This window comes from Enterococcus pernyi (genome assembly GCF_045371165.1).
Taxonomy (GTDB): Bacteria; Bacillota; Bacilli; order Lactobacillales; family Enterococcaceae; genus Enterococcus_B; species Enterococcus_B pernyi.
The window spans coordinates 72,248-94,523 of record NZ_JBIQDM010000003.1 but is presented as its reverse complement, the minus strand read 5'-3'; the positions used below and the strand labels follow the sequence as shown (position 1 = coordinate 94,523).

Below are 22,276 nucleotides of genomic sequence, written 5' to 3'. Positions count from 1 at the left end.
ATCAACGATCATTTACTCAAAAATTGTTCAATCTTTTCACGGTTCATTTGTTTATCTAATACGAGGATACTACCCGCATAATCACTTTGACCATAGCTCCAAGTATTATCAGCTGGGACACTTAAACGGTCGATTCCGCCAGCACCACGTAAGATAGAGAAACTATTTCTGACTAAAAAAGTCATCGGTACATCGGTGGATGTATAACCGATTGCTTTTCCGGCAGCATATGGCGCGCGGATCAAGTTCAATGGATTTTTTAGTTGTCCAAAAATCGCATCCATTACTTGTTGCTGTCTGCGGACGCGACCGAAGTCGCCTTCTTCATCCATCCGGAAACGCGCATATTGCAACAGCACATGACCGTCCATCCGTTGTTTGCCTTTAGCGATATCAACACCGTCTAGATTCAAGTCTTTTTCAGCATCGATCGACACGCCATTCATGAACATGGCATCAATCACTTTTTCGAATGATTTGAAATCGACTTTCATGTAGTATTGACAGTTCAGCCCAAAGTTTTCTAACAAGGTTTGTCGGACTAACTCAGCGCCACCATAAGCATAAGCTGCATTGATTTTATTGTCTCCGACCCCAGGGATCGTCACGAAGCTATCCCGCATGAATGAGATCAATTTGGGTTTACGAGCTGGTCCATCTAATTGCAGAACCATGATCGTATCTGCTCGTCCCGCATCTTCACCCCTTGTATCGCTTCCTAAAATCAAAATATTGTGTGCGCCGCTTGTTGATTGGGTGCCATTGAATGTTTCTGAAGTCGCTGGTTCCAGTGACTGATCATTTTCAGCCACGAACTTGCCGACGAAAAATGAAATCAGTGAAAAGACAAACAAGACTAGTAAAATTCCTAAAATGATTTTCCACCAAGACCGCTTCTTACGTGGACCTTTGGGCTGTTTCTTTTTAAAGAGTCCTTTTTTCTGGGGTGGTTGTTCTGAATGAACGTGTTCTTCGTAAGGCGTTGAGTATCGAGAATCACTTGGACGTTCTTCATAAGTTTGTTCGTAAGAAGGGATTGCTTCCTCTTCAGGCTCTGCCTGTTTCTTACTTGCGCGTCGCCAAGATAGCGGCGATGACTTTTCTTTGATTGGTTTTGCTTTTTTATGGATGTTCTGATAGCGATCCATCCGACTCATTTGATTTCCTCCCTTTGTTCAACTCAGTAAAATCATACGATACTTCTTAATGAAAAACAGTAAGATCGCTGTAAATTTAACTAAAAGCTAACGAATCCTTTGATATCACTCGTTTCATCTCTTTGAAACGAGTAAAGGTTGGATCTCTTCAATCGGCATGGTCTCGCCTGTCCAAAGCTCAAAGGCAATTGCTCCTTGGTACATCAGCATCCCTAGCCCATTTCGTATGAGACAACCGATTGCTTTGGCTTCTTTTAGAAAGCGTGTTTCTTTAGGGGAATAAATCAAATCAAAAACTGCGAGTTTCTTATGGAGAAACTGAGGATCAATTGGCATCGACTCTTTTTTTGCGCCCATGCCCATATCGGTACCATTGATCAAAAGGTCCGTATCTTCTAGATCTTTTTTCAACTGCTCAGTATCTGCATAATCTTTGACGATGATGGAACAGTTGGTTTGTTCCGCAACTCTCTCAAAATCCGCAACGACACTCGCAAAAGTAGCATTCTTCCGTTTATAGATGACGATTTCTTTTGCTTGATCTAACGCCGCTTGAACAACGATTGCTTTCGCTGCGCCACCTGCACCTAGCATGATTATTTTTTTGTTTTTGATTGCGACACCCGCTTCGTGTACTGAACGCATGAAGCCCATGCCATCCGTATTATAGCCGATCAAGCGGTTGTCTCGATGAACGATTGTATTAACAGCACCTATCAACTGCGCTTCTTGACTTAATTCATCTAAATAAGGAATAACTGCTGTTTTGTTAGGCATGGAAAGATTGACACCTAACATATTGAATGTACGAATGCTTTCAACCGCCTGCATAAGATTCGACTGATCGACTGTGAATGCCAAGTAAACAGCATCGATCGAACGAGCTTGAAAGGCTGTATTATGCATCAATGGAGATAAACTATGGGTAACGGGAGATGCAAAAATCCCTGCTAATCTTGTTTTTCCTGAAATCATGGAACGCCTCCTATAATACGCTAAAAATGCCGCGTCCATTCGTAGAACCTACGAAGGAACAAGCGGCATCAATCATTTTTCTGATATGAATCGTATTGATTTTGATTGTTATTATACCTGCTATCACAAGTATAAATTGAAGGAAACAAACTTGTCAAACGGAGATAGCGTTCTCGAATGACTAATCGATGACTTCTTCGAAGAAGTGTAAGAGATCGTTCATGGATAATGCTTGTTTTTCTTCTTTCGCTAAGTCTTTGACGATCCGGCCTTTTTGTAAGACGATCAAGCGATTCCCATAGTTCAAAGCATCTTCCATACGGTGCGTGATCATCAAGCATGTTAACTTTTGCTCTGTGATGCGTTGGTTGGTCAATTCCATCAGCAGCTTGGCTGTCTTAGGATCTAGTGCTGCGGTATGTTCATCCAATAAAAGTAATTCTGGCGCTTTGATCGTTGCCATCAATAAACTTAAGGCTTGTCGTTGCCCCCCTGACAATTCGCCAGCAGGTGTATCTAAATGTTGCTCTAATCCATTGCCTACTTCTTGGCATATTTTATAGAACGCTTCTTTTTGGTTTTTCAATTGACGCAAACGAAGCGGCCGTTTCTCACCTCGTTTTTGGGCTAACAATAGATTTTCTGCCACGGTCATCCGTGGTGCAGTCCCCATTTTTGGGTCTTGGAATACGCGTGATAGAAATAAAGCTCGTGCTTCTTCTGATAACTTAGTGATTGGCTGGTCTTTGAAATAAACCCCACCTTGACTTAATTGTAATGTTCCGGCAATCGTATTGAACAAAGTACTTTTGCCCGCCCCATTACCGCCAAGAACAGTGATAAAATCTCCTTCATTGATGGTCAATTGGATATCATCCAATAATACTTTTTCTTCGTGCATCCCATTGTTGACTACTTTTCTACCATTTTTGATCGTTAAGATAGCTGTCATCGTTAGACCTCCTTTTCAAAACCAGTTTTTAATTTCAATGCTTGTTTTACTTGTGGGATCATCAGGCAAGCCGCTAAGATGATCGCTGAGAATAATTTCAGATAAGTCGTATCAAAACCTAATTTGATAACAGCTAAAATCAATAGTTGATAGATGATGCTTCCGACAACGATTGCTAGTAAACGCTCGATCAATGTCAACTCTTGGAAAATGACTTCCCCGATGATGATTGAAGCTAGTCCGATCACGATCACGCCGATTCCTTTATTGACATCCGCATAGCCATCGTTTTGAGCGATCAATGCGCCTGATAAAGCAATTACTCCGTTAGATAAAGTCAAACCTAAGATTTTCATGCGGTCGGTTTTGATTCCTAATGAACGTGCCATTGTCTCATTATCCCCAGTGGCAATATAGCCTTGCCCTAGATCTGTATTGAAGAAGAAGATCAATACGCTGATCAATAAGCCCAGCGATAATAATCCTAATAAGACAGTGTCAAAATAATTCGGTAAATGTAGTGCGTGGAACACATCTTGTAAGACTGGATGATTCAACAATGAAAGGTTGGGTGTGCGCATCACGAACAAGATAACTGAGTTTAAACCTGACATTACTAAGATACCGGCTAAGATGACTGGAATCTTTCCTTTTGTATAAAGTAAGCCTGTAACAAGTCCAGCTGCCATTCCGGCCAAAACCCCTAGAATCGTTGCCAATAATGGACTAACGCCATGCGTGATCGCTGTTACACAGACAGCCCCACCAAGCGGGAATGAACCTTCTGTTGTCATATCAGGGAAATCTAAAATGCGGTAAGTCATAAAAATCCCTAAACCTAATATGGCCCATAACATACCTTGTGAAATTGCGGATACGATCATTGTTCTTCCTCCTTGATCTCTGTCAGTACTTTTGCATCTTGTTTGATGGATTCAGGAATCGTGATTCCTAACAGTTCTGCTTGTTTTTCATTGACGATGATATCGCCTTTATCAAACACATAGACAGGGGTGGTGGCTGGTTCTTTCCCATTTGCTAAAGCGGCTGCCATTTTACCTGTTTGTACACCTAATTCGTATTGATTGATCCCGATTGTCGCTAATCCGCCTTGTTCGACCATCGTATCGACAGAAGGAATTACTGGGATATCTGCTTTATTTGCTTCTTTGATGACCGTTTGCATCGCGTTAGCAATCGTGTTATCTAAAGGAACATAGATAAAATCAACTGATTGGCTCATGACTTGGACGGTTTGTGCAATTTCATTCGTTGAAGGGACGGCATACTTCACTGGTGTTAGTCCTTTGGCTTTTACCGCTTCTTCTGCTTGACTGACTTGATAACGTGAATTGTCTTCTGATGATGCATAAAGAATCCCGACCGTTTTTGCTTTTGGTAATAGTTCTGTCGCTAACTGGATCTGCGCTTCCACAGGCGGTTGGTCAGAAACTCCTGTGATGTTGCCCCCTGGTGCTTCTAAACTTTTTACTAGCCCTGCCCCTACAGGATCAGTCACTGCGCCCAAGACAAGTGGGATATCTTTTGTGGTGTTTGCGATGGCTTGTGCTGCTGGTGTCGCAATGCCTACGAGAACGTCTGGATTATTTTGAACCAATTGTTGACTCATGGTTGCTAACTTACTTTGGTCGGCTTGACCATTTTGGAAATTGATTTCTAGGTTTCGTCCTTCTTCCAAACCTGACTCTTTTAATCCATCTTTGATCCCTCGATAGATTTCATCTAACGCAGGGTGACTAACGAACTGTAAGACCCCAACAACTTTCTTATCACCTGTTCGATTTCCTTCAACAGGTGGCTGATCCTTGATCGTTTCGTAGATAAATGTACCGGTCAAATAGATAAGTATCAGTGCGATTACTGCGATCAATCGTTTATTTTTCATTTTTATTTCCCCTTTTTGTTATGTATTTTTTTAAATAAATCGGCTACGTTTGTAACTTCGAGCGAATGAACAAAAAAAGACAATCACCGCTGGTACGGTCATTGTCTTTTACCAACAAAAAACCGCATAGAGCCATCTATGCGGTCGTCAAATTCTTGTCCAGCATAGATACAAACTTTAGAATCGTACATTGTTGTACTCTAAAAAGTTGTATCTACGAAAAAGTTCGCCCTTGATACAACTTATCTACGCCAGTTACGCCAATTATTTTTATGTTCTGATAAAAATTGAATTGATAAGTTCATCTTGGACCATCCTTTCCTTTAAGTGTTATCCTAAGTCTAATCGAATTTTATTTATCCGTCAACTAATTTTTTATTTTTTTGACTTTTTGTTATTTATCACTAAGTATTTCGCTACAATTACTCCAAGGTACTCTCTGTTGTTTCTTCCGCTTGTTCGCCGTTTGCTAATTCTTTTTCAAGTTGTTTGATGTTGATCAGTGGCAATCGATTCAATGCAGGAACCAAGGTTTTCTCAAGTTCCTCTTTACTTTGGTCAGAAAAGACTAAGCGATTTCTCTCTTTTCCGCCATCAAAGAAAATAATAGTGATTTTATCTTTTTCGATCCCATAACGTTGTTCTAATTCTTGGGTATCATAAACGAGTGGATAGAAGAAAATCGTTCGATTCAATTCACTACTTTGTTGCGGATCTTCAAATATATCCACCACTTGCTTGTAAAGTTCACCCTTCGGCAGACTAAACATGACAGAGATGGCTCGACTATCAGTGATCTCTTGATGCGCGGAAGAAAATGGCAAAGGCTGTAACTTTTCGGAGTGTATCGAGGAATAGATCAATGAATCCACCTGTGCTTCTTTGATTTTACTCGGCAAGAAAAACATCGCGACCGTCAACAAAAATGAACAGCTCAAAAGAAGACCGATCCGTCTGAAATATTTTTGAGGATGTTGCTCAAAATCCTCTGATAAATTCGTGTAGCTCATTATGATTTTATCCTTTATATCTACCATTAATCGCTGCATCTTCTTTTCCCCCACCTGTTCTTTCTCTAATTATACCTAAAATCAAGCGAAAGAACGAAATAAAACACTAGTTTTTCATGTAATTTCTTTCTTTATTCTCTCTTTTACAGAAGAAATCATCCGGTCCATTGGTCTTTCCTTTCTTTTTTCGTTATAATAAGTGTACTTATGAATAGAAATGAGGAATGAATCATGTCCTTTGATGGTGTATTTACCCATGCAATGATCCATGAATTGCGCGAAACACTATTATCTGGTCGGGTCTCAAAGATCCACCAACCGTATGAAAATGAAATCATTTTGGTGATTCGTTCTCGTGGAAAGAACCACCGATTGTTGTTATCTGCTCATCCAAGCTATGCCCGTGTCCAGATCACAGAGATCGATTATCAAAATCCAGAAAATCCACCGAACTTCGTGATGATGTTGCGTAAACATTTAGATGGTGCGATTTTAGAAAATATCAAGCAAATCAAAAATGACCGAGTGATCCACTTCCATTTTTCAAAGCGGGATGAACTAGGCGACTTACAAAATATTGTTTTGATCGTTGAATTGATGGGACGACACAGTACCATCGTTTTAGTGAATCAACAAACACAAAAGATCCTAGAAGCGATCAAACATATCGGCAGCTCACAAAACACGTATCGTTCGTTACTCCCTGGTGTCGAATATGTCGCACCACCTGAACAAGCGGTACTTGATCCTTTTGAAGCAACAAAAGAACAAGTATTTGAACGCCTATCAAAAATCGAGCCAAATGCAAAAGCACTACAACAAGCATTTCAAGGATTAGGTCACGACACTGCATTAGAATTAGTCGAACGGATCAATCAGCGACCGAATGAAAAAATGGCTGTCTGGGAAGAATTCTTTACTGCGATCAATCAACCTACACCCACACACTATGAAGTCGGCACAAAAGAATACTTTACGCCGATTGCTTATCAAGAATTGGCAAAACAAGCCGATTCAGCACAAGAATACGCCACATTAAGCGCGTTGTTAGATGCGTTTTATCAGGAAAAAGCGGAAAAAGATCGAGCAAAACAACAAGGCGGCGAACTGATCCGTAAAATCGAAAATGAACTGAAACGTAATCGCAATAAATTGAAAAAGCGCGAGCAGACCTTGCTTGATTCAGAAAATGCGGAAGAGTTTCGTCGTGATGGCGAACTATTGACGACTTTCATGACTCAAGTTCCTCGTGGCGCGACTGAAGTGACCTTGGCGAATTATTATGAAGAGAATCAACCAATCCGGATTGCTCTTGATCCCGCCTTAACACCTAATCAGAATGCGCAAAAGTACTTTCATCGCTACCAAAAACTTAAAAATGCGGTCAAATTGATCGGGAAACAAATCGAAGAAGCGAAAAGCGAGATCCAGTACCTTGAATCTGTCCTTTCGCAATTGGAGATTGCTGGACCGATGGATATCGAAGTGATCAAAGAAGAGCTATTATCAGAGGGCTACTTGAAAAAGAAAACAAACAAAAAACAAAAGAAAGCAAAACCTTCTCAACCTGATCGCTACTTCTCTTCTGACGGCACTGAGATTTTAGTTGGTAAAAACAATCTGCAAAATGATCAATTAACCATGAAAACTGCAAGAAAAACGGATCACTGGTTGCACGCGCAAAACATTCCAGGGTCTCACGTGATCATCAAGAGTGATCAGCCTTCTGATGAAACCATTACGGAAGCTGCTGAACTAGCTGCGTATTTCTCCAAATATCGCCACTCTGCACAAGTGCCTGTGGATCTAGTGCAAGTCAAACATATTCGCAAACCGAATGGCGCTAAACCAGGATATGTGATTTACGAAAACCAAAAAACGATCATTGTGACGCCAGAAGAAGAAAAAATCCAAGCAATGACGAAAGATTGATTTTGCTAAAAAAACCGACGTCAAGAAGTCATGACTTCTGACGATCGGTTTTTTTGTGTGTTTAAAACTATCTTCAATTAAAAATGGTAGCCTGTCGCAATGATTTCTTTTGTGCCAGTTGTACGGTCAAAGGCTTCTAAGACAAATCCTGAACCATAATCGACACGATAGGTACCAGCACCAATTTTATGTCCTGCCAAATTTGCATCGACTTTCTTCCAGTTATTACGAGTTTCTGTGATATAGCGATCCCAATAACTATCTGACAGCACTTGGCGGTCGCCAACTACCGTTCCAAGTCCATATGTATGGATGCGCCCAGCAGCATCTTTTTTGTATGGGATATCTGCTCGGATGCGTTCTTGTAAATCAACCGTTCCTGTTGCTTCACCCGTATAAAATACTTGTATTCACAGTTTTTGACGTTTGTTTCGTTCCCATATCACTATTGACTCCTACTGAATAGGATTGACTGGACACATTTTTTGGATTGTATTCATTGCCAGTGAGTCTTTCATTCACACCAATATCTCCCCATTGATACATTTGGTAGGATAAAGCATAGGCCATCGTGCTCATGCGATCGATCGTGCTTTGATTGACCGATTTCAAATACCCTTCTCCGATTTGTGGAAGCGAATCATCCGCACAAGCAACAGACTCCCCTTTAAATAGTCCTACACTCGTCGCTCCCACTACTCCTAACATTAATTTAATTACTTTTTTCATTTTGCTGATCCCCTTTATCATTATTGATAAACCGATGATGAAATCGTTACCGATCGTTTTATTAATGATATTATGTACTTTACTGCAACAATACAGTCAGACTTGAAAGAACAAAAAAATAAGCCTGAAATCAACATTCACTGATTTCACGACTTATCTTTTGCTTTACCTTCTTTTCCAATGAAAGGATTGATTCGATTTTAAACGTTCACTTCACCTGTTTCATCACCTGTTGGATACTTGTGATAAACTTCTTGGCGATATCACTTAATGGCTGCTTTCCAGAATAAATGACATATAACTCATTCATCGGACTATCCGCTAAAGGAATCAAGCGTAAATATTCTTTGATCTCCCCGATCACGATGCCAGAGCCTGAAGCATAGGCATCTGTTTCTAACACAATGTTCATCAACGTGCCACGGTCACTCGTATAGATCACCGATTCTTGTTCAGGGATCTCAATTAGATCTTCATAAAAGTAAGGAAAATTATTGCCATCTTGTGTAAACCGAACTTGTGGAAATGCTGCTAACTCTTCTACCTTTATTTCTTCTTGCTGGGCAAGTGGATGGCGCTGTCTAAGAAAGATATGGGTCTTAAATGTTCCTAAAGACTGCGCGACTAATTCCCCTTGTTCTAAGTAACGCTTGATCCCTGTGCGATTATGGTCATTCATATAAAGGATACCTAACTCGCTTTGCTGCTGTTGGACTTCTTCGATCACGTTTGCTGTTGTCGTTTCCATGATCCGAAACTGCTTCACTTCTGCTTTAAACGTCTCGATCAGTTGCGCAGTCAATGGTCCTAGAAAATCATAGTGTTGTGAAGCAATCGAAAAGCTTTCTCGCTTTTCACTTTTTTGGTAATAGTTTTCCAAAGAATCTAATTGTACTAAAATCCGTTCCGCCCGTTTTAAAAAGGCTTGACCATCTTCTGTTAGATAGGCACCTCGATTCGTGCGGGTAAATAAAGTGATACTTAATTCATTTTCCAATTCTTTGATCGCTGCAGAAAGGCTTGGTTGAGAAACAAACAATTTTTTTGCTGCTTCTCGAAAACTTCCATTATTCGCTACCGCAGTGACATATTTCAATTGTTGGATGTTCATTTCGTCCCCTTGTAATAATAAATTTTTCGTTCCTTTAGTGGTTGTAATGGACGATTATTTGGTTGCGCATATTGTCCTTTGAATGGGATCAAAAAATCACGATTCAATTGACCGACTTGATCCATGACGAACCATTGGATCGGCCCACTCGTTGGCGGAGTGGTCAATGAACCAACGTAATGATAATGACTTTTCTGCTCAGGGAAAAAGACAGAGGCATCGGTCCAATGCTCATGGGCATCGAGATCCCATTTGTCGCCATTTTGGCGATCGTACAACCAACCCTCATCATTTGATAGATGGTACATCGCACCAACCACTAAGTTTTCTTGTCGTTCGTTCGTATGGACAAAGTGAAACTCGATATCTTCTTGTTTCCCATTGATGACGTGTTCTGACGGCATATGAAAATGGATGTCGGTCAAATAGTATTTGTCTTCATTGAAAAGAACGTAACTGATTTGATCGTATGGCACAAGATGGATCGTGTTCTTGAACTCCTTATCCGTGAAGCGTTGCTTCTGATAATGAAAAGACAGTGTTTCTTTCGTGTCACTGCTTTCTTCACATGTAACTAGAGAAATGGGCGATTGCCACTCAAATTCGGCTCCTTTTGCAAACCAATCGCACAATCCTGCCCAATGTTCCGGTCCTCTTTCACCAGAATAACCCCACTCAACATCCATATTCTTCTTCAACTAAAATTCCTCCTGAATCAGTTACCTACAAGGCACTTCGACTATTCTTTTTCTTTTTTGACAATGTTTGAAACAGCTGCTAAGAAATCCTCTTTTCCATAGAATTCTTGATTGAGCAACTCCGGAAAGATCTCCTTGAAAAAATATTGGACGGAAGGTCGATGGTCGAAGCCTTTGATCGTTGTGACTGCCTCAATAAACATCTCTTTATAGACTTTCTCCGGATTATTTTTACTGATCTCATCAAATGATTCGTACAACAAATCGATTTTATCTGAAACTGCTAATAATTCGCCTTCGACCGTATCGTCTTTTCCTTCGAACAAGCGGCGACGATAGACGTCTTGTAACGCTTCGGGAATTTCTTGATTGATGAACTCATCCGTCATTTTTTCTTCGACAGTCTGTAGCATCCCCCGCAACTCTTTACTTGCATATTTTACTGGAGTTTTGATGTCGCCGATAAAACGTTCAGTGTAATCATGGTTCAAAGCTTTTTCATACAAGAGTTTCCAATCGATTGATTGCCCATGGAGTTCTTCAATATCACCTAAGACTTGCGCAATTGAAGCCACACGATAGGAATGAGCCGCAACAGTATGTTCAGTGTGTTTGAAGAAACCTGGCGCCCGTGTGATTCTTTCTAAGTTATTTAGTCCTAAAATAAATTCATTCAATCCCATAAAGATTCCTCCTCCTTGAGATGACTTTTCCGATAATCTTATCATTAAATAACTTGAATTCGCAAATTTTCAGCTTATTATCTTTAGAGGTTTTCATTTATAAAAGAATAGTTTTTACTATGTATCATCAGGATTTAGCTATTCCACAAATAGAAAAAGGGCTGAAACAACAAATGTTTTCCGCCCTTTTTTCAACTTAATCCGTCACCCAGTTCTCAGGATCTTTTTTCCATTCTTTTAGTAAAGCTAATTCTGTTTCGTCGATGGTTTTATTTTCTAAAGCAAATTCGATCAGCACAGAATAATTCGTCAAAGTAACCAATGGTAGACCCGCTGCTTCAAAGTTAGCTTTTCCTTTTGGCAACTCGTAAGTAAAGATAGCTGCGACACCTAAAACATCCGCACCTTCTCGTTTCGCTGCTTCAGCGGCTTCTAGTACACTTCCACCTGTTGAGATCAAATCTTCAATGACCACCATTTTTTGTCCTTCGAAGATCCGTCCTTCGATTTGGTTCCCTTTGCCATGAGCTTTCGCTTTGCTGCGAATATAGACCATTGGTAAGTCTAAGATCTCAGCTACCCATGCTGCATGAGAGATTCCTGCAGTTGCTGTTCCAGCAATCACTTCGACTTCTGGAAATTCTTGCTTGATTTTTTCAGCTAATCCTTGAGCGATTTCTTTTCTTACTTTTGGATAACTCATCGTGATGCGATTGTCACAATAGATGGGGCTTTTGATGCCACTTGCCCAAGTAAATGGTTGGTTTGGGCTTAAGAAAACAGCTTCGATTTCTAAAAGGTCTTTGGCAATAGTTTGTTCGATATTCATAGATCAACGACTCCATTCTTCTTTGATTGTTTGATAGGCTTGGTAAGGATCTTCTGCTTGTGTGATAGGTCGACCGACAACGATAAAGGTTGAGCCAATTTCTTTTGCACGGGCTGGTGTCACGATTCTGGTTTGGTCACCAGCAACTGTTCCTTCCGGTCGGATGCCAGGGGTTAGACACGTAAATGTGTCACCTGCTTTTGCTTTGATCGATGCCACTTCAAGTGCTGAAGATACGACCCCATCTAAACCTGCTTCTTTTGCACAAGCTGCGTAGTGGATCACACTTTCTTCTAAGGGTACTTCGATCAGTTGATCATGGTGCATCTCTTCTTCACTTGTGGAAGTCAGTTGCGTGATTGCTAAAAGTAAAGGTCGTTTCTTACCTTCGGGTGTTCCATCTGTCAAGCCACGCATCGCCGCTTCCATCATACGGATACCGCCGGCAGCATGGACACAAGTAATGTCTACGCCTAATTTTGCTAGGCCTTGCATCGCTTTTTCCACGGTATTTGGGATATCATGTAATTTCAAATCTAAGAAAACGTCATGTCCAGCGTCTTTTAACCAACGAACGATGATTGGTCCTTCTTGATAAAAGAGCTCCATACCGATTTTAACGAATAACTTTTCGTCTTCTGGGAAACGTTGCATAAAGGTTTCTACTTCTTGCCAAGATGAAAAATCTAAAGCAATAATTGGTCGTTGATTCATTGATTTCTACCTTCTTTCACTTCTTTGATCAATTGCTCTAAAGACTCAATGCCTAACTCGCTCATTCTCGCTGGTAGGTCTGCAATCAGTTTTGGACAGATATAAGGGTCGGTAAAGTTGGCTGTCCCAACAGCAACTGCACTTGCACCTGCCATATACATCTCCAGTACATCATCAACGGTTTGCACACCGCCCATCCCAATGATCGGCAAGTTTGAGACACTTGCCACCTGATGGATCAAACGAATAGCCACCGGTTTGATTGCTGGTCCTGAGAGACCGCCTGTTTGATTGGCAAGAATCGGTTTTCTAGTTTTCAGATCGATACGCATCCCCAGCAAGGTATTGATCATCGTAAACCCATCGGCCCCGCCAGCTTCAATAGCCTGTGCCACTGGCACGATATCCGTAACATTAGGAGATAATTTGACATAGACAGGGACATTCGCCACTTTTTTCACCGCTTGTGTCAGTTGGAACGCCACATCTGGGTCAGTACCAAAAGCAATTCCGCCATGTTTGACATTTGGACACGAGATATTAAGTTCGATGGCATGGACATTCGGTGCATCACCGATCTTGCCACAAACTTCAACATAGTCTTCTTCACAGGCACCAGCGACATTTGCTATGATCGGCAAATCTTTATAGGTGGCTAATTCAGGTAGCGATTTTTCCATGACCACTTCCATTCCAGGATTTTGCAACCCGATCGCATTGAGCATACCAGAAGGTGTTTCTGCTACTCGCGGCGTGGGATTACCAAAGCGCGCTTTAGGTGTCGTCGCCTTGACCATGATTGCGCCAAGTTGGTTCAAATCGTAGTATTTGCCATATTCTTTGCCAAATCCAAAGCAGCCACTTGCTGGCATGATTGGATTCTTCAAGTTTAGTCCTGGAAGTTTAACTGCTAAAGGGTTACTCATAAAATCACCTCTCCTGCTTGGAAAATCGGTCCTTCATCACAGACTTTCAAGCTTTTCGTTCCTGTTTCATCGCCTGGGACATGACAGACACATGCGTAACATGCACCGACACCACAGGCCATACGAGACTCTAATGACAATTGGACGTTAGGATGACCGGCGAAAAGCTGTTCCACTGTCTTTAGTAATCCATTTGAACCGCATGCAAAAATAGCAGCAGGCTTATTTTTTGCCGCAAGTAATAGATTACCGACATTCCCATGGAGTCCATAGGTGCCGTCATCCGTTGCGATCCTTGTATCACCTAGCTTTAGAAATTCTTCTTCATAATACATTACTTCTTGTGAAGCAAAGCCTAGAAAGTGAATCGCTTTGACGCCTCGTTCCTTCAGCTGTTTCGATAGTTCGTATAAAGGAGGAACACCGATCCCTCCACCGACAATGAAGACCTCATCTTTGTTCGTTAATCCTGAAAGATCGAAGCCATTCCCTAAAGGCCCTAAGACGTCTAAAGAATCACCAGCAGTCAATTCTGCGAAATGCTTTGTTCCGTCTCCTTCTACACGGTAGATGATACGACAAGTTTTTTGTGATTGATCGATCTGGTTGATACTGATTGGTCGGCGCAACAACAAATCTGCTCGGGGTACGCGAATATGAAGGAATTGTCCAGGGCGTGTCATTTCTTGGACTAATTCCCCAGTCAGTGTCATTTCATAGATTCGTGGTGCTAGTTGCCGTTGGTGAACGATTTTCATTACTTCTTGTTTCATCTTAACACTCCTATGTTTTGGGACTTTTCGCTAGACTGCTTTGCTTTTTTCATTTTTTAAATAGGAGGGCAATTGCCCTCCACGATTAGATTGCTTGTGTTGAAAATGCTCGGGATTCCATCACGCGGACGATCGCATCCGCAGTATCAAGGGAAGTAAACAATGGCGTGCCATGCTCTACTGCTTCACGTCGAATGATAAAACCATCTTTTGACGCATTCCCACGATCTTTATCAATGGTATTGACAACCACTTGTGCTTTGCCCGCACGAATCAGGTCAACGACATTTTTCTCTTTTGTTTCCTCAGAGATTTTAGCTACTGGTGTCACCACAAGTCCGTGTTGTTCAAAGAAAGCTGCGGTATTTTTCGTTGCCAATAAGCTATAGCCGATTTCTGCAAAGCGTTTTGCTAGACCTAAGGCTTCTTCTTTCGTTTCATCGGCGATCGTAAACAAGACAGCACCATAATCAGGCAAGCGTAAACCAGATGCTTCGAACGCTTTATACAGCGCTTTGTCTAAGTTTTGATCCGAACCCATGACTTCACCTGTCGACTTCATCTCTGGGCCTAAATAAGTGTCCACTTTATGCAACTTCGTAAATGAGAAAACTGGCGCTTTGACATGGACGTTGGCAGTTTCAGGGTACAAACCATCTTCATAGCCTAAGTCTTTCAATTTTTCTCCTAAGATGGCTTTTGTCGCGATCTGTGCCATCGGGATATTCGTCACTTTGCTCAAGAAAGGAACCGTTCGACTCGCACGTGGGTTCACTTCGATGACATATACTTGGTTGTCATGGATCACGAATTGGATGTTCATCATCCCGATACAATTCAACCCTCGTGCTAAACGGATCGTGTAATCTTCGATTGTTTGCTTGATTTCCTCTGACAGCGCTTGTGGTGGATAAACCGCCATAGAATCGCCTGAATGGACCCCTGAACGTTCGATATGTTCCATGATTCCTGGGATCAAGACGGTTTCGCCATCACAGATCGCATCGACTTCGCACTCACTACCGATCAAGTAACGATCGACTAAGACTGGATGTTCTGGTGAAGCTTTGACCGCATGTTCCATATAATCTTCTAGATCGCGTTGGTTCTCAACGATCTCCATTGCCCGACCTCCCAAGACATAGCTTGGACGAACAAGTACTGGATAGCCGATTTTATTGGCAACTGCAACTGCTTCTTCTTTACTTGTCGCAGTATCTCCTAGTGGCTGAGGCACCCCTAATTCTTGTAACGCTTGTTCGAATAGATCACGGTTCTCCGCACGATCAAGGTCTTCGATCGTTGTGCCTAGGATTTTTACACCTGCTTTTGCTAATGGTTCAGCTAGATTGATCGCTGTTTGTCCTCCAAATTGGACGATGACACCGATTGGTTGTTCCAACTCGATGACATTCATCACATCTTCAAAAGTCAAAGGCTCAAAGTAAAGTTTATCAGAAATCGAGAAATCTGTCGAAACGGTTTCAGGATTACTATTCATGATGATTGCTTCATAGCCTGCTTGTTGAATGGCTTTGACTGAATGAACTGTTGCATAATCAAATTCTACCCCTTGTCCGATACGGATCGGTCCAGAACCAAGTACTAGAACAGAAGGTTTTTCTGAACGATGGCTTTCATTTTCGATTTCATACGTACTATAGAAGTAAGGTGTGTGGGATTCAAATTCGGCAGCACACGTATCGACCATTTTGTAAACAGGTTGAATGTTCTTTTCCGTACGTAATTGGCGAATCGCTTCCGTCGTCGTTTTCCACAATTCCGCAATTTTGCGATCTGTGAAGCCATTTTGTTTCACAGCAAGAAGTAGATCCAGCTGATTCGGTTGTGCCGAAAGCTCCTCTTCTAATTCAATGATATGCAACAATTTATCCAAGAAGAATAAATCGATTTTCGTCAAGTCTGCCAATTCTTGGATCGGATAGCCACGACGGATCGCTTCGGCTAAGTAGAATAAACGATCATCTTGTGCTCGGACGATTTTCTCCATCAAACGTTCTTCACTGACTGTCTTTAGTTCTGGCAATTCAAGGTGGTGCGCCCCGATTTCTAATGAACGAACGGCTTTTAATAAAGATTCTTCGATGTTACGACCGATCGCCATCACTTCGCCGGTTGCTTTCATTTGCGTGCCTAAGACACGTTCACCGTTTTCGAATTTGTCGAAAGGCCAACGTGGGATTTTTGCTACTACATAATCCAATGCGGGCTCAAATTCTGCATAAGTCGTTCCTGTTACTGGATTTTTCATTTCATCCAAGGTCAAGCCTAACGCGATTTTAGCTGCTAATTTTGCGATCGGATAGCCGGTCGCTTTACTTGCTAAAGCAGAGGAGCGTGAAACACGAGGGTTCACTTCGATGACATAGTAGTTGAAACTATGAGGGTCTAATGCTAACTGAACGTTACAGCCACCTTCGATTTTCAATGCACGGATGATCGATAGTGACGCATCTCTTAACATTTGATATTCATGGTCTGCTAATGTTTGACTCGGTGCAAAGACGATTGAATCCCCTGTATGGATACCGACTGGATCGAAATTTTCCATGTTGCAGACAACGATGGCATTATCGGCAGAGTCGCGCATCACTTCATATTCGATTTCCTTGAAGCCTGCAATACTACGTTCAATCAAACATTGTGTGACGGGCGACAAGCTCAAGCCATTTTCCGCGATTTGTCGTAGTTCGGCTTCATTCTCACACATACCACCACCAGTCCCCCCTAATGTGAAGGCTGGTCGAACGATGATCGGGTAACCGATTTTATTGGCAAAGGCGACTGCTTCTTCCACCGTTGTCACGATTTCTGATTCTGGGATCGGTTGATTTAATTCTTCCATCAACTTTTTGAACAAGTCACGATCTTCTGCTTGGTCGATCGCACTTAATTTCGTCCCTAATAATTCGATGCCTAATTCGTCCAAGATTCCTGATTCAGCTAATTCCATCGCCATATTCAAACCTGTTTGCCCACCTAATGTCGGTAAGATCGCATCAGGACGTTCTTTTCGCAAAATTCGTGAGACAAATTCTAATGTGATTGGTTCTAGGTAGACTTGATCGGCAATTTCTTTATCAGTCATGATCGTTGCTGGATTGGAGTTGACTAAGACGACTTCGTAGCCTTCTTCTTTTAAAGCAAGACAAGCCTGTGTACCTGCATAGTCAAACTCAGCGGCTTGACCAATGATGATCGGACCAGAACCGATCACCATGATTTTATTGATATCTGTGCGTTTTGGCATTAGAATTGCTCCTTTCCAGCGTCCATCATTTCCATAAATTCATCAAATAAATGTAGTGCATCATGTGGGCCAGGTGCTGCATCTGGATGGAATTGCACACTGAAGGCAGGATAGCGACGGTGACGGACACCTTCGACTGTGCCATCATTGACTTCCACATGAGTGACAATTAATTTTTCCGGATCGATCGTTTGTTCATTTACCGCATAGCCATGGTTTTGTGACGTAAAATCGATTCTTCCTGTTGCAACTTCACGCACAGGATGATTCAGTCCACGATGACCAAATTTCATCTTGTACGTATCTGCACCATTTGCTAGTGCAAAAAGTTGATGCCCCAAGCAGATGCCGAAAATCGGGATTTTTCCTTGGATTTGTTTGATCATCTCGATCGCTTCTGGTACATCTTTCGGATCCCCTGGTCCATTCGTCAGCATCACGCCGTCTGGCGATAATGAAAGGATCGTTTCCGCATCCGTATTGTACGGTAAGACTGTTAAATTACAGTCACGCTTACTCAATTCACGTAAGATGCTATGTTTCAATCCAAAATCAATGACTGCCACATTTCTTCCTGTTCCTGGGCTAGGATAAGGTTTATTGGTTGAAACTTGTTGGACTTGGTTCGTTGCCAAGACGGTTGCTTTTAGTTGGTCAAACGCATGTTCAAATGTGTCGCCTGCATCCACAATACTGGCTTTCATCGTCCCAACTTCACGGATTTTTCGTGTCAACGCCCGTGTATCGATGCCAGAGATACCAGGGATTCCTTTTTGTTTCAAGAACTCGTCTAATGTCATTTGGTTACGCCAATTTGACGCAACACGTGCATGCTCTTTGACCACTACACCTTTACACGTTGGTGCAATCGATTCATAATCATCACGGTTGACGCCATAATTCCCTACCATCGGGTACGTAAATGTAATGATCTGTCCATTAAAACTTTGGTCTGTGATCGTTTCTTGATATCCTGTCATACTTGTCGTAAAGACGATTTCTCCAAACACATTGGCTGTCGCACCAAATGATTTCCCTTTAAATACTGTGCCATCTTCTAAAATCAGCAACCGTTCCATCCAATTATTCCCCCTTATGCCAAACAAGTTTTCCGTTGACAAATGTCATCAATGTTTCTCCTTTGATTTCCCAACCGACGAAAGGTGTGTTCTCGCCTTTTGATAAGAAATCTTTTTTATCGATTACTGCAGAATGCGCAATATCGTAAACTGCCAAGTCTGCTGATGCGCCGATCGTCAAGGTGCCAGCTTCCAAACCAAAGATGGCTGCTGGTTTGACTGCCATCCAGTCAATCACTTGCTCTAGTGTGAATTTTCCTGTTTCAACAAAATGTGTATACACGAGTTGGAAGGCTGTTTCACTTCCAACGATCCCGAAAGGTGATTGCAAGAAACTTTGACTTTTTTCTTCTAATCCGTGTGGGGCATGGTCGGTGGCAATACAATCGATAGTGCCATCAAGCAAGCCTTCGATCAATGCCTCGCGATCGGCTTTGCCTCTCAACGGTGGATTCATTTTCCAAAAACCAAAATCTTCTGGGATATCTTCATCGATCAAGATCAGATGATGCGGTGAAACCTCTGCAGTCACGTGAATCCCGGCTTTTTTCGCATCGCGGATCACCCGCACACTTTCTTTTGTTGAAACATGGCAGACATGATAGTGAACGCCTGTTGCTTCCGCTAATAGGAGATCACGAGCAATTTGAGAAGACTCAGTCACACTCAAAATACCTGGCAACCCTAGCTCTTCTGCTTTTTCTCCTGCGTGCATCACACCGCCAAATAATAATGATTCATCTTCTGTGTGAGCAACGAGTGCTTTATTGTTTTTCGCAGCTTCTTTCATCGCTAAGTACATCGTGCCTGCTGTTTGCACGCCGACACCATCATTGGTAAAAGCAAATGCGCCTTCATTGATCAATGCTTCTTGATCGACCAGTTCTTCACTTCGAAGATTCTCAGTGATCGGTGCATACTGTAATACTTTGACGACAGCATCACGTTTGATGATGTCATAGACTTGTTTTAATTTTTCTGCTGTATCAGGTACTGGGTCAAGATTTGGCATCGCACAAACAGTGGTGAACCCACCTCGAGCAGCTGCTTTCGTGCCAGCTTCGATCGTTTCCTTGTAAGTAAAGCCAGGCTCTCTCAGATGGACATGGACATCCACTAATCCAGGTGTGATCAACTGCCCTTGTGCATCAAACACTTCATCAAATTCAGCCTCAGGAAAGCCTGTACCGATTGCTTTGATCTTTCCTTCTTCGATCCAAATTTCTGCTGGTGTTGTTTCATTTCTTTTTGTATTGATTTGACCGTTTTTAATGAGTGTTTTCATGTTTCTTCCTCCTCTTATGTTTATGCTTTTCCACTTAATACAGCTTCTAAGATCGCCATTCTGACAAATACACCATTGCTCATTTGCTGAATGATCCGTGACTGTAACCCTTCAACCAGTGAATCCGCCAATTCGACATCTCGATTGACTGGTGCCGGGTGCATGATGATTGCATGTTTTTGCATTTTTTTAGCGCGTTCGACTGTCAAGCCGTACTCTTGATGATAGCCTTCTTTTGAAAAACTTTCTTTTCCATCGTGGCGTTCATGTTGCACACGTAACATCATCATGACATCGACTTGATCCAGCAAGTCATCTAGTGGTAAGTAATGACCGTAAACTTCAAATTCATCGTCATACCATTCTCTTGGACCTGAGAAGAAAACCTGTGCGCCAAGACGTTTCAACATCTGCATATTCGATTTTGCGACACGAGAATGTGTGATATCTCCGACGATCGCCACTTTCAAGCCTTCAAAATAGCCAAATTCTTCATAGATCGTCATCAAATCAAGTAAGCACTGCGTTGGATGTTGCCCGCTACCGTCACCGCCATTGATGATCGAGCATTGGATCGTTTTACTTTGGATCAATTCGTCATAGTAGTTTTCATCTCCATGACGGATAACAGCTACATCCACCCCAAGTGCAGACATCGTTAGAACGGTATCGTATAATGTTTCACCTTTTGTAACTGAACTTGTACTTGCTTCAAATTCGATCACTTCAAGACCAAGTTTCTTTTCTGCTACATCAAAACTTTTATGCGTTCGTGTACTGTTTTCAAAGAACAAGTTCGTTGCAAAATATTGGGATTTTTGTGGTGACCAAGTTGCGCCCTGTTTGAACTCTTGTCCTCGTCGGATCAACCCCATTACTTCTTGGTCTGTTAATGCTTCTACCGTTAATAAGTGTTTTAAACTGATGCGTTCTGATTTGATGATCATGCGATGTCCTCCTTAATTTTCTTCGCTGCGTGAAGTTTCTGGTAAGATAAGATTTAAAATGATTCCTAAAACTGTTGCTAGTGCCATGGCAGATAAAGTGAATGTCCCGACTTCTAGGACTAATCCCCCGATACCTACGACTAAGATGACTGAAGCAATCAATAGATTTTTCTTTTTATCAAAATCGATTTTGTTTTCGACTAAGATTTTCATCCCACTTGCCGCAATCACTCCGAATAGGATGAAACTGATACCTGAAATGACTGGGCCAGGAATACTTAATATCAAAGCACTTAGTTTGCCAATGAAGCCAAGGATCACTGCGAAGACCGCTGCGCCTCCGATCACGAACACGCTGTGTACGCGAGTGATTGCCAAGACGCCGATATTTTCACCATAACTTGTCACTGGCGGCCCACCAACAAAAGCTGCCACTAATTGAGCCAAGCCATCTCCTGTCAATGTACGGTGTAAGCCTGGATCTTCAAAGAAATTTCGTTTGGTCAATTTGTTCAAGACCATCAAATGGCCGATGTGTTCGGTCATTGTGACAAAGGCGATCGGTGCCATCGTAGTGATTGCCCCTATATATAACTTCGGTTGATATTGCACAAATGGAATCTCAAAGTTAGGCAGCGCGAACCATGGCGCATCGATGATTGGTTGGGTGTCAACGATCCCGAAAAGCAAAGCCACGATGTAACCAGAGATGATGCCAAGCAAGATCGGTAATAATCCTAGAAACCCGCGTAAGAACATATTGAAGAAAATCGTCAATCCTAAAGTGATCAACGCAACTGATAGATATTTGAAATCGTAATGGTCTTGATTGAACATCGCGTTGTTTGCTGCGTTGGCAGCTAAACCTAAACCGATGACCATGATGACTGGGCCAACCACGATCGGTGGCAAGATTTTGTCTAACCAAGCCGAACCGATTTTCTTGATGATCAACGCAACGATCAGATAGACAAGTGCTGTTGTCATCGCGCCTTGTGCGATCGCCGGGAAGCCGTCGGTTTTCATCAACATCTGCATAGCGGCGATGAACGCAAAGCTACTGCCTAGATATGCTGGAATCTTCCCTTTTGTTGTAATCAAGTAAACGATCGTTCCTAATCCTGAACTGACCAAGGCAATACCAGGGTCGATTCCGACTAAGATCGGTACTAAGACAGTTGCACCGAACATCGTGAATAAATGCTGTAAACTTAAACCCACCCAGTGTCCAATGGTTGGTCGATCATGGATGTCTAATACCACACTATCGTTGTGGAACTTTTTTTCTTCTGCCATCTT

Annotated in this window: 21 protein-coding genes; 1 reads left to right on the top strand and 20 read right to left on the bottom strand. The window is 42.0% G+C overall.

Annotation, left to right across the window (positions count from 1 at the left end; all coding sequences use genetic code 11):
• Nucleotides 1-8: 8 nt before the first annotated feature.
• The 6 genes from ACH0AK_RS04985 to ACH0AK_RS04960 form a co-directional block, all read right to left on the bottom strand.
• Nucleotides 9-1,157 (bottom strand): LCP family protein, encoded by a 1,149-nt coding sequence (locus ACH0AK_RS04985; RefSeq protein WP_023519634.1) that lies wholly within the window; start codon nt 1,155-1,157, stop codon nt 9-11.
• A 114-nt stretch (nt 1,158-1,271) separates the two neighbouring features.
• Nucleotides 1,272-2,132: a shikimate dehydrogenase gene (locus tag ACH0AK_RS04980; RefSeq protein WP_023519633.1), complete on the bottom strand. Its 861-nt coding sequence runs from the start codon at nt 2,130-2,132 to the stop codon at nt 1,272-1,274.
• A gap of 181 nt (nt 2,133-2,313) precedes the next feature.
• A complete protein-coding gene (locus ACH0AK_RS04975; RefSeq protein ID WP_023519632.1) occupies nt 2,314-3,084 on the bottom strand; it encodes an ABC transporter ATP-binding protein in 771 nt (256 codons plus the stop codon).
• A 2-nt stretch (nt 3,085-3,086) separates the two neighbouring features.
• On the bottom strand, nt 3,087-3,968 hold the full coding sequence (locus ACH0AK_RS04970; protein WP_019722826.1) for an ABC transporter permease: 882 nt from the start codon (nt 3,966-3,968) through the stop codon (nt 3,087-3,089).
• Complete coding sequence (gene trpX, locus ACH0AK_RS04965) at nt 3,965-4,990, bottom strand: tryptophan ABC transporter substrate-binding protein (RefSeq protein WP_178946794.1); 1,026 nt, start codon at nt 4,988-4,990, stop codon at nt 3,965-3,967. The genes ACH0AK_RS04970 and trpX overlap by 4 nt, the downstream gene beginning before the upstream one ends.
• 422 nt (nt 4,991-5,412) lie before the next feature.
• A complete protein-coding gene (locus ACH0AK_RS04960) occupies nt 5,413-6,039 on the bottom strand; it encodes a hypothetical protein (protein ID WP_226076550.1) in 627 nt (208 codons plus the stop codon).
• Nucleotides 6,040-6,231: 192 nt separating this feature from the next.
• On the opposite strand from ACH0AK_RS04960, the gene efbA reads away from it, so the two are divergent.
• Complete coding sequence (gene efbA / locus ACH0AK_RS04955; RefSeq protein WP_438846503.1) at nt 6,232-7,932, top strand: fibronectin-binding protein EfbA; 1,701 nt, start codon at nt 6,232-6,234, stop codon at nt 7,930-7,932.
• A 77-nt stretch (nt 7,933-8,009) separates the two neighbouring features.
• On the opposite strand, the gene ACH0AK_RS04950 is transcribed toward efbA, so the two are convergent.
• The 14 genes from ACH0AK_RS04950 to ACH0AK_RS04885 form a co-directional block, all read right to left on the bottom strand.
• Nucleotides 8,010-8,204 (bottom strand): hypothetical protein, encoded by a 195-nt coding sequence (locus ACH0AK_RS04950; RefSeq protein WP_499796759.1) that lies wholly within the window; start codon nt 8,202-8,204, stop codon nt 8,010-8,012.
• 115 nt (nt 8,205-8,319) lie between these two features.
• Complete coding sequence (locus ACH0AK_RS04945; protein WP_438846502.1) at nt 8,320-8,661, bottom strand: hypothetical protein; 342 nt, start codon at nt 8,659-8,661, stop codon at nt 8,320-8,322.
• 208 nt (nt 8,662-8,869) lie between these two features.
• Nucleotides 8,870-9,772, bottom strand: coding sequence for a LysR family transcriptional regulator (locus tag ACH0AK_RS04940; RefSeq protein WP_010735506.1), 903 nt, complete (start codon nt 9,770-9,772; stop codon nt 8,870-8,872).
• A complete protein-coding gene (locus ACH0AK_RS04935) occupies nt 9,769-10,470 on the bottom strand; it encodes a carbonic anhydrase family protein (protein WP_010735507.1) in 702 nt (233 codons plus the stop codon). The genes ACH0AK_RS04940 and ACH0AK_RS04935 overlap by 4 nt, the downstream gene beginning before the upstream one ends.
• A gap of 41 nt (nt 10,471-10,511) precedes the next feature.
• On the bottom strand, nt 10,512-11,153 hold the full coding sequence (locus ACH0AK_RS04930; RefSeq protein ID WP_010735508.1) for a YfbR-like 5'-deoxynucleotidase: 642 nt from the start codon (nt 11,151-11,153) through the stop codon (nt 10,512-10,514).
• 196 nt (nt 11,154-11,349) lie between these two features.
• Nucleotides 11,350-11,982: an orotate phosphoribosyltransferase gene (gene pyrE / locus ACH0AK_RS04925; protein ID WP_499796758.1), complete on the bottom strand. Its 633-nt coding sequence runs from the start codon at nt 11,980-11,982 to the stop codon at nt 11,350-11,352.
• Between the two features lie 3 nt (nt 11,983-11,985).
• On the bottom strand, nt 11,986-12,696 hold the full coding sequence (gene pyrF / locus ACH0AK_RS04920) for an orotidine-5'-phosphate decarboxylase (RefSeq protein WP_010735510.1): 711 nt from the start codon (nt 12,694-12,696) through the stop codon (nt 11,986-11,988).
• Nucleotides 12,693-13,622 (bottom strand): dihydroorotate dehydrogenase, encoded by a 930-nt coding sequence (locus ACH0AK_RS04915; RefSeq protein WP_019723950.1) that lies wholly within the window; start codon nt 13,620-13,622, stop codon nt 12,693-12,695. The genes pyrF and ACH0AK_RS04915 overlap by 4 nt, the downstream gene beginning before the upstream one ends.
• Nucleotides 13,619-14,395 carry a dihydroorotate dehydrogenase electron transfer subunit gene (locus ACH0AK_RS04910; protein ID WP_023519627.1) on the bottom strand — a complete coding sequence of 259 codons (777 nt, stop codon included), beginning with the start codon at nt 14,393-14,395 and terminating at the stop codon, nt 13,619-13,621. Before ACH0AK_RS04910 ends, ACH0AK_RS04915 begins: the two co-directional genes overlap by 4 nt.
• A gap of 85 nt (nt 14,396-14,480) precedes the next feature.
• Entirely contained in the window at nt 14,481-17,666 is a 3,186-nt protein-coding gene (gene carB / locus ACH0AK_RS04905; protein ID WP_438753298.1) for a carbamoyl-phosphate synthase large subunit, read from the bottom strand.
• The gene (locus ACH0AK_RS04900) at nt 17,666-18,745 is read right to left on the bottom strand and encodes a carbamoyl phosphate synthase small subunit (RefSeq protein WP_010735514.1); all 1,080 of its coding nucleotides are present in this window, start codon (nt 18,743-18,745) and stop codon (nt 17,666-17,668) included. Before ACH0AK_RS04900 ends, carB begins: the two co-directional genes overlap by 1 nt.
• 4 nt (nt 18,746-18,749) lie before the next feature.
• Nucleotides 18,750-20,030, bottom strand: a complete 1,281-nt coding sequence (gene pyrC / locus ACH0AK_RS04895) for a dihydroorotase (protein ID WP_010735515.1) — start codon at nt 20,028-20,030, stop codon at nt 18,750-18,752.
• Nucleotides 20,031-20,050: 20 nt separating this feature from the next.
• Nucleotides 20,051-20,977 (bottom strand): aspartate carbamoyltransferase catalytic subunit, encoded by a 927-nt coding sequence (locus ACH0AK_RS04890; RefSeq protein WP_023519624.1) that lies wholly within the window; start codon nt 20,975-20,977, stop codon nt 20,051-20,053.
• Between the two features lie 12 nt (nt 20,978-20,989).
• The gene (locus tag ACH0AK_RS04885; protein WP_010735517.1) at nt 20,990-22,273 is read right to left on the bottom strand and encodes a solute carrier family 23 protein; all 1,284 of its coding nucleotides are present in this window, start codon (nt 22,271-22,273) and stop codon (nt 20,990-20,992) included.
• Nucleotides 22,274-22,276 lie beyond the last annotated feature (3 nt).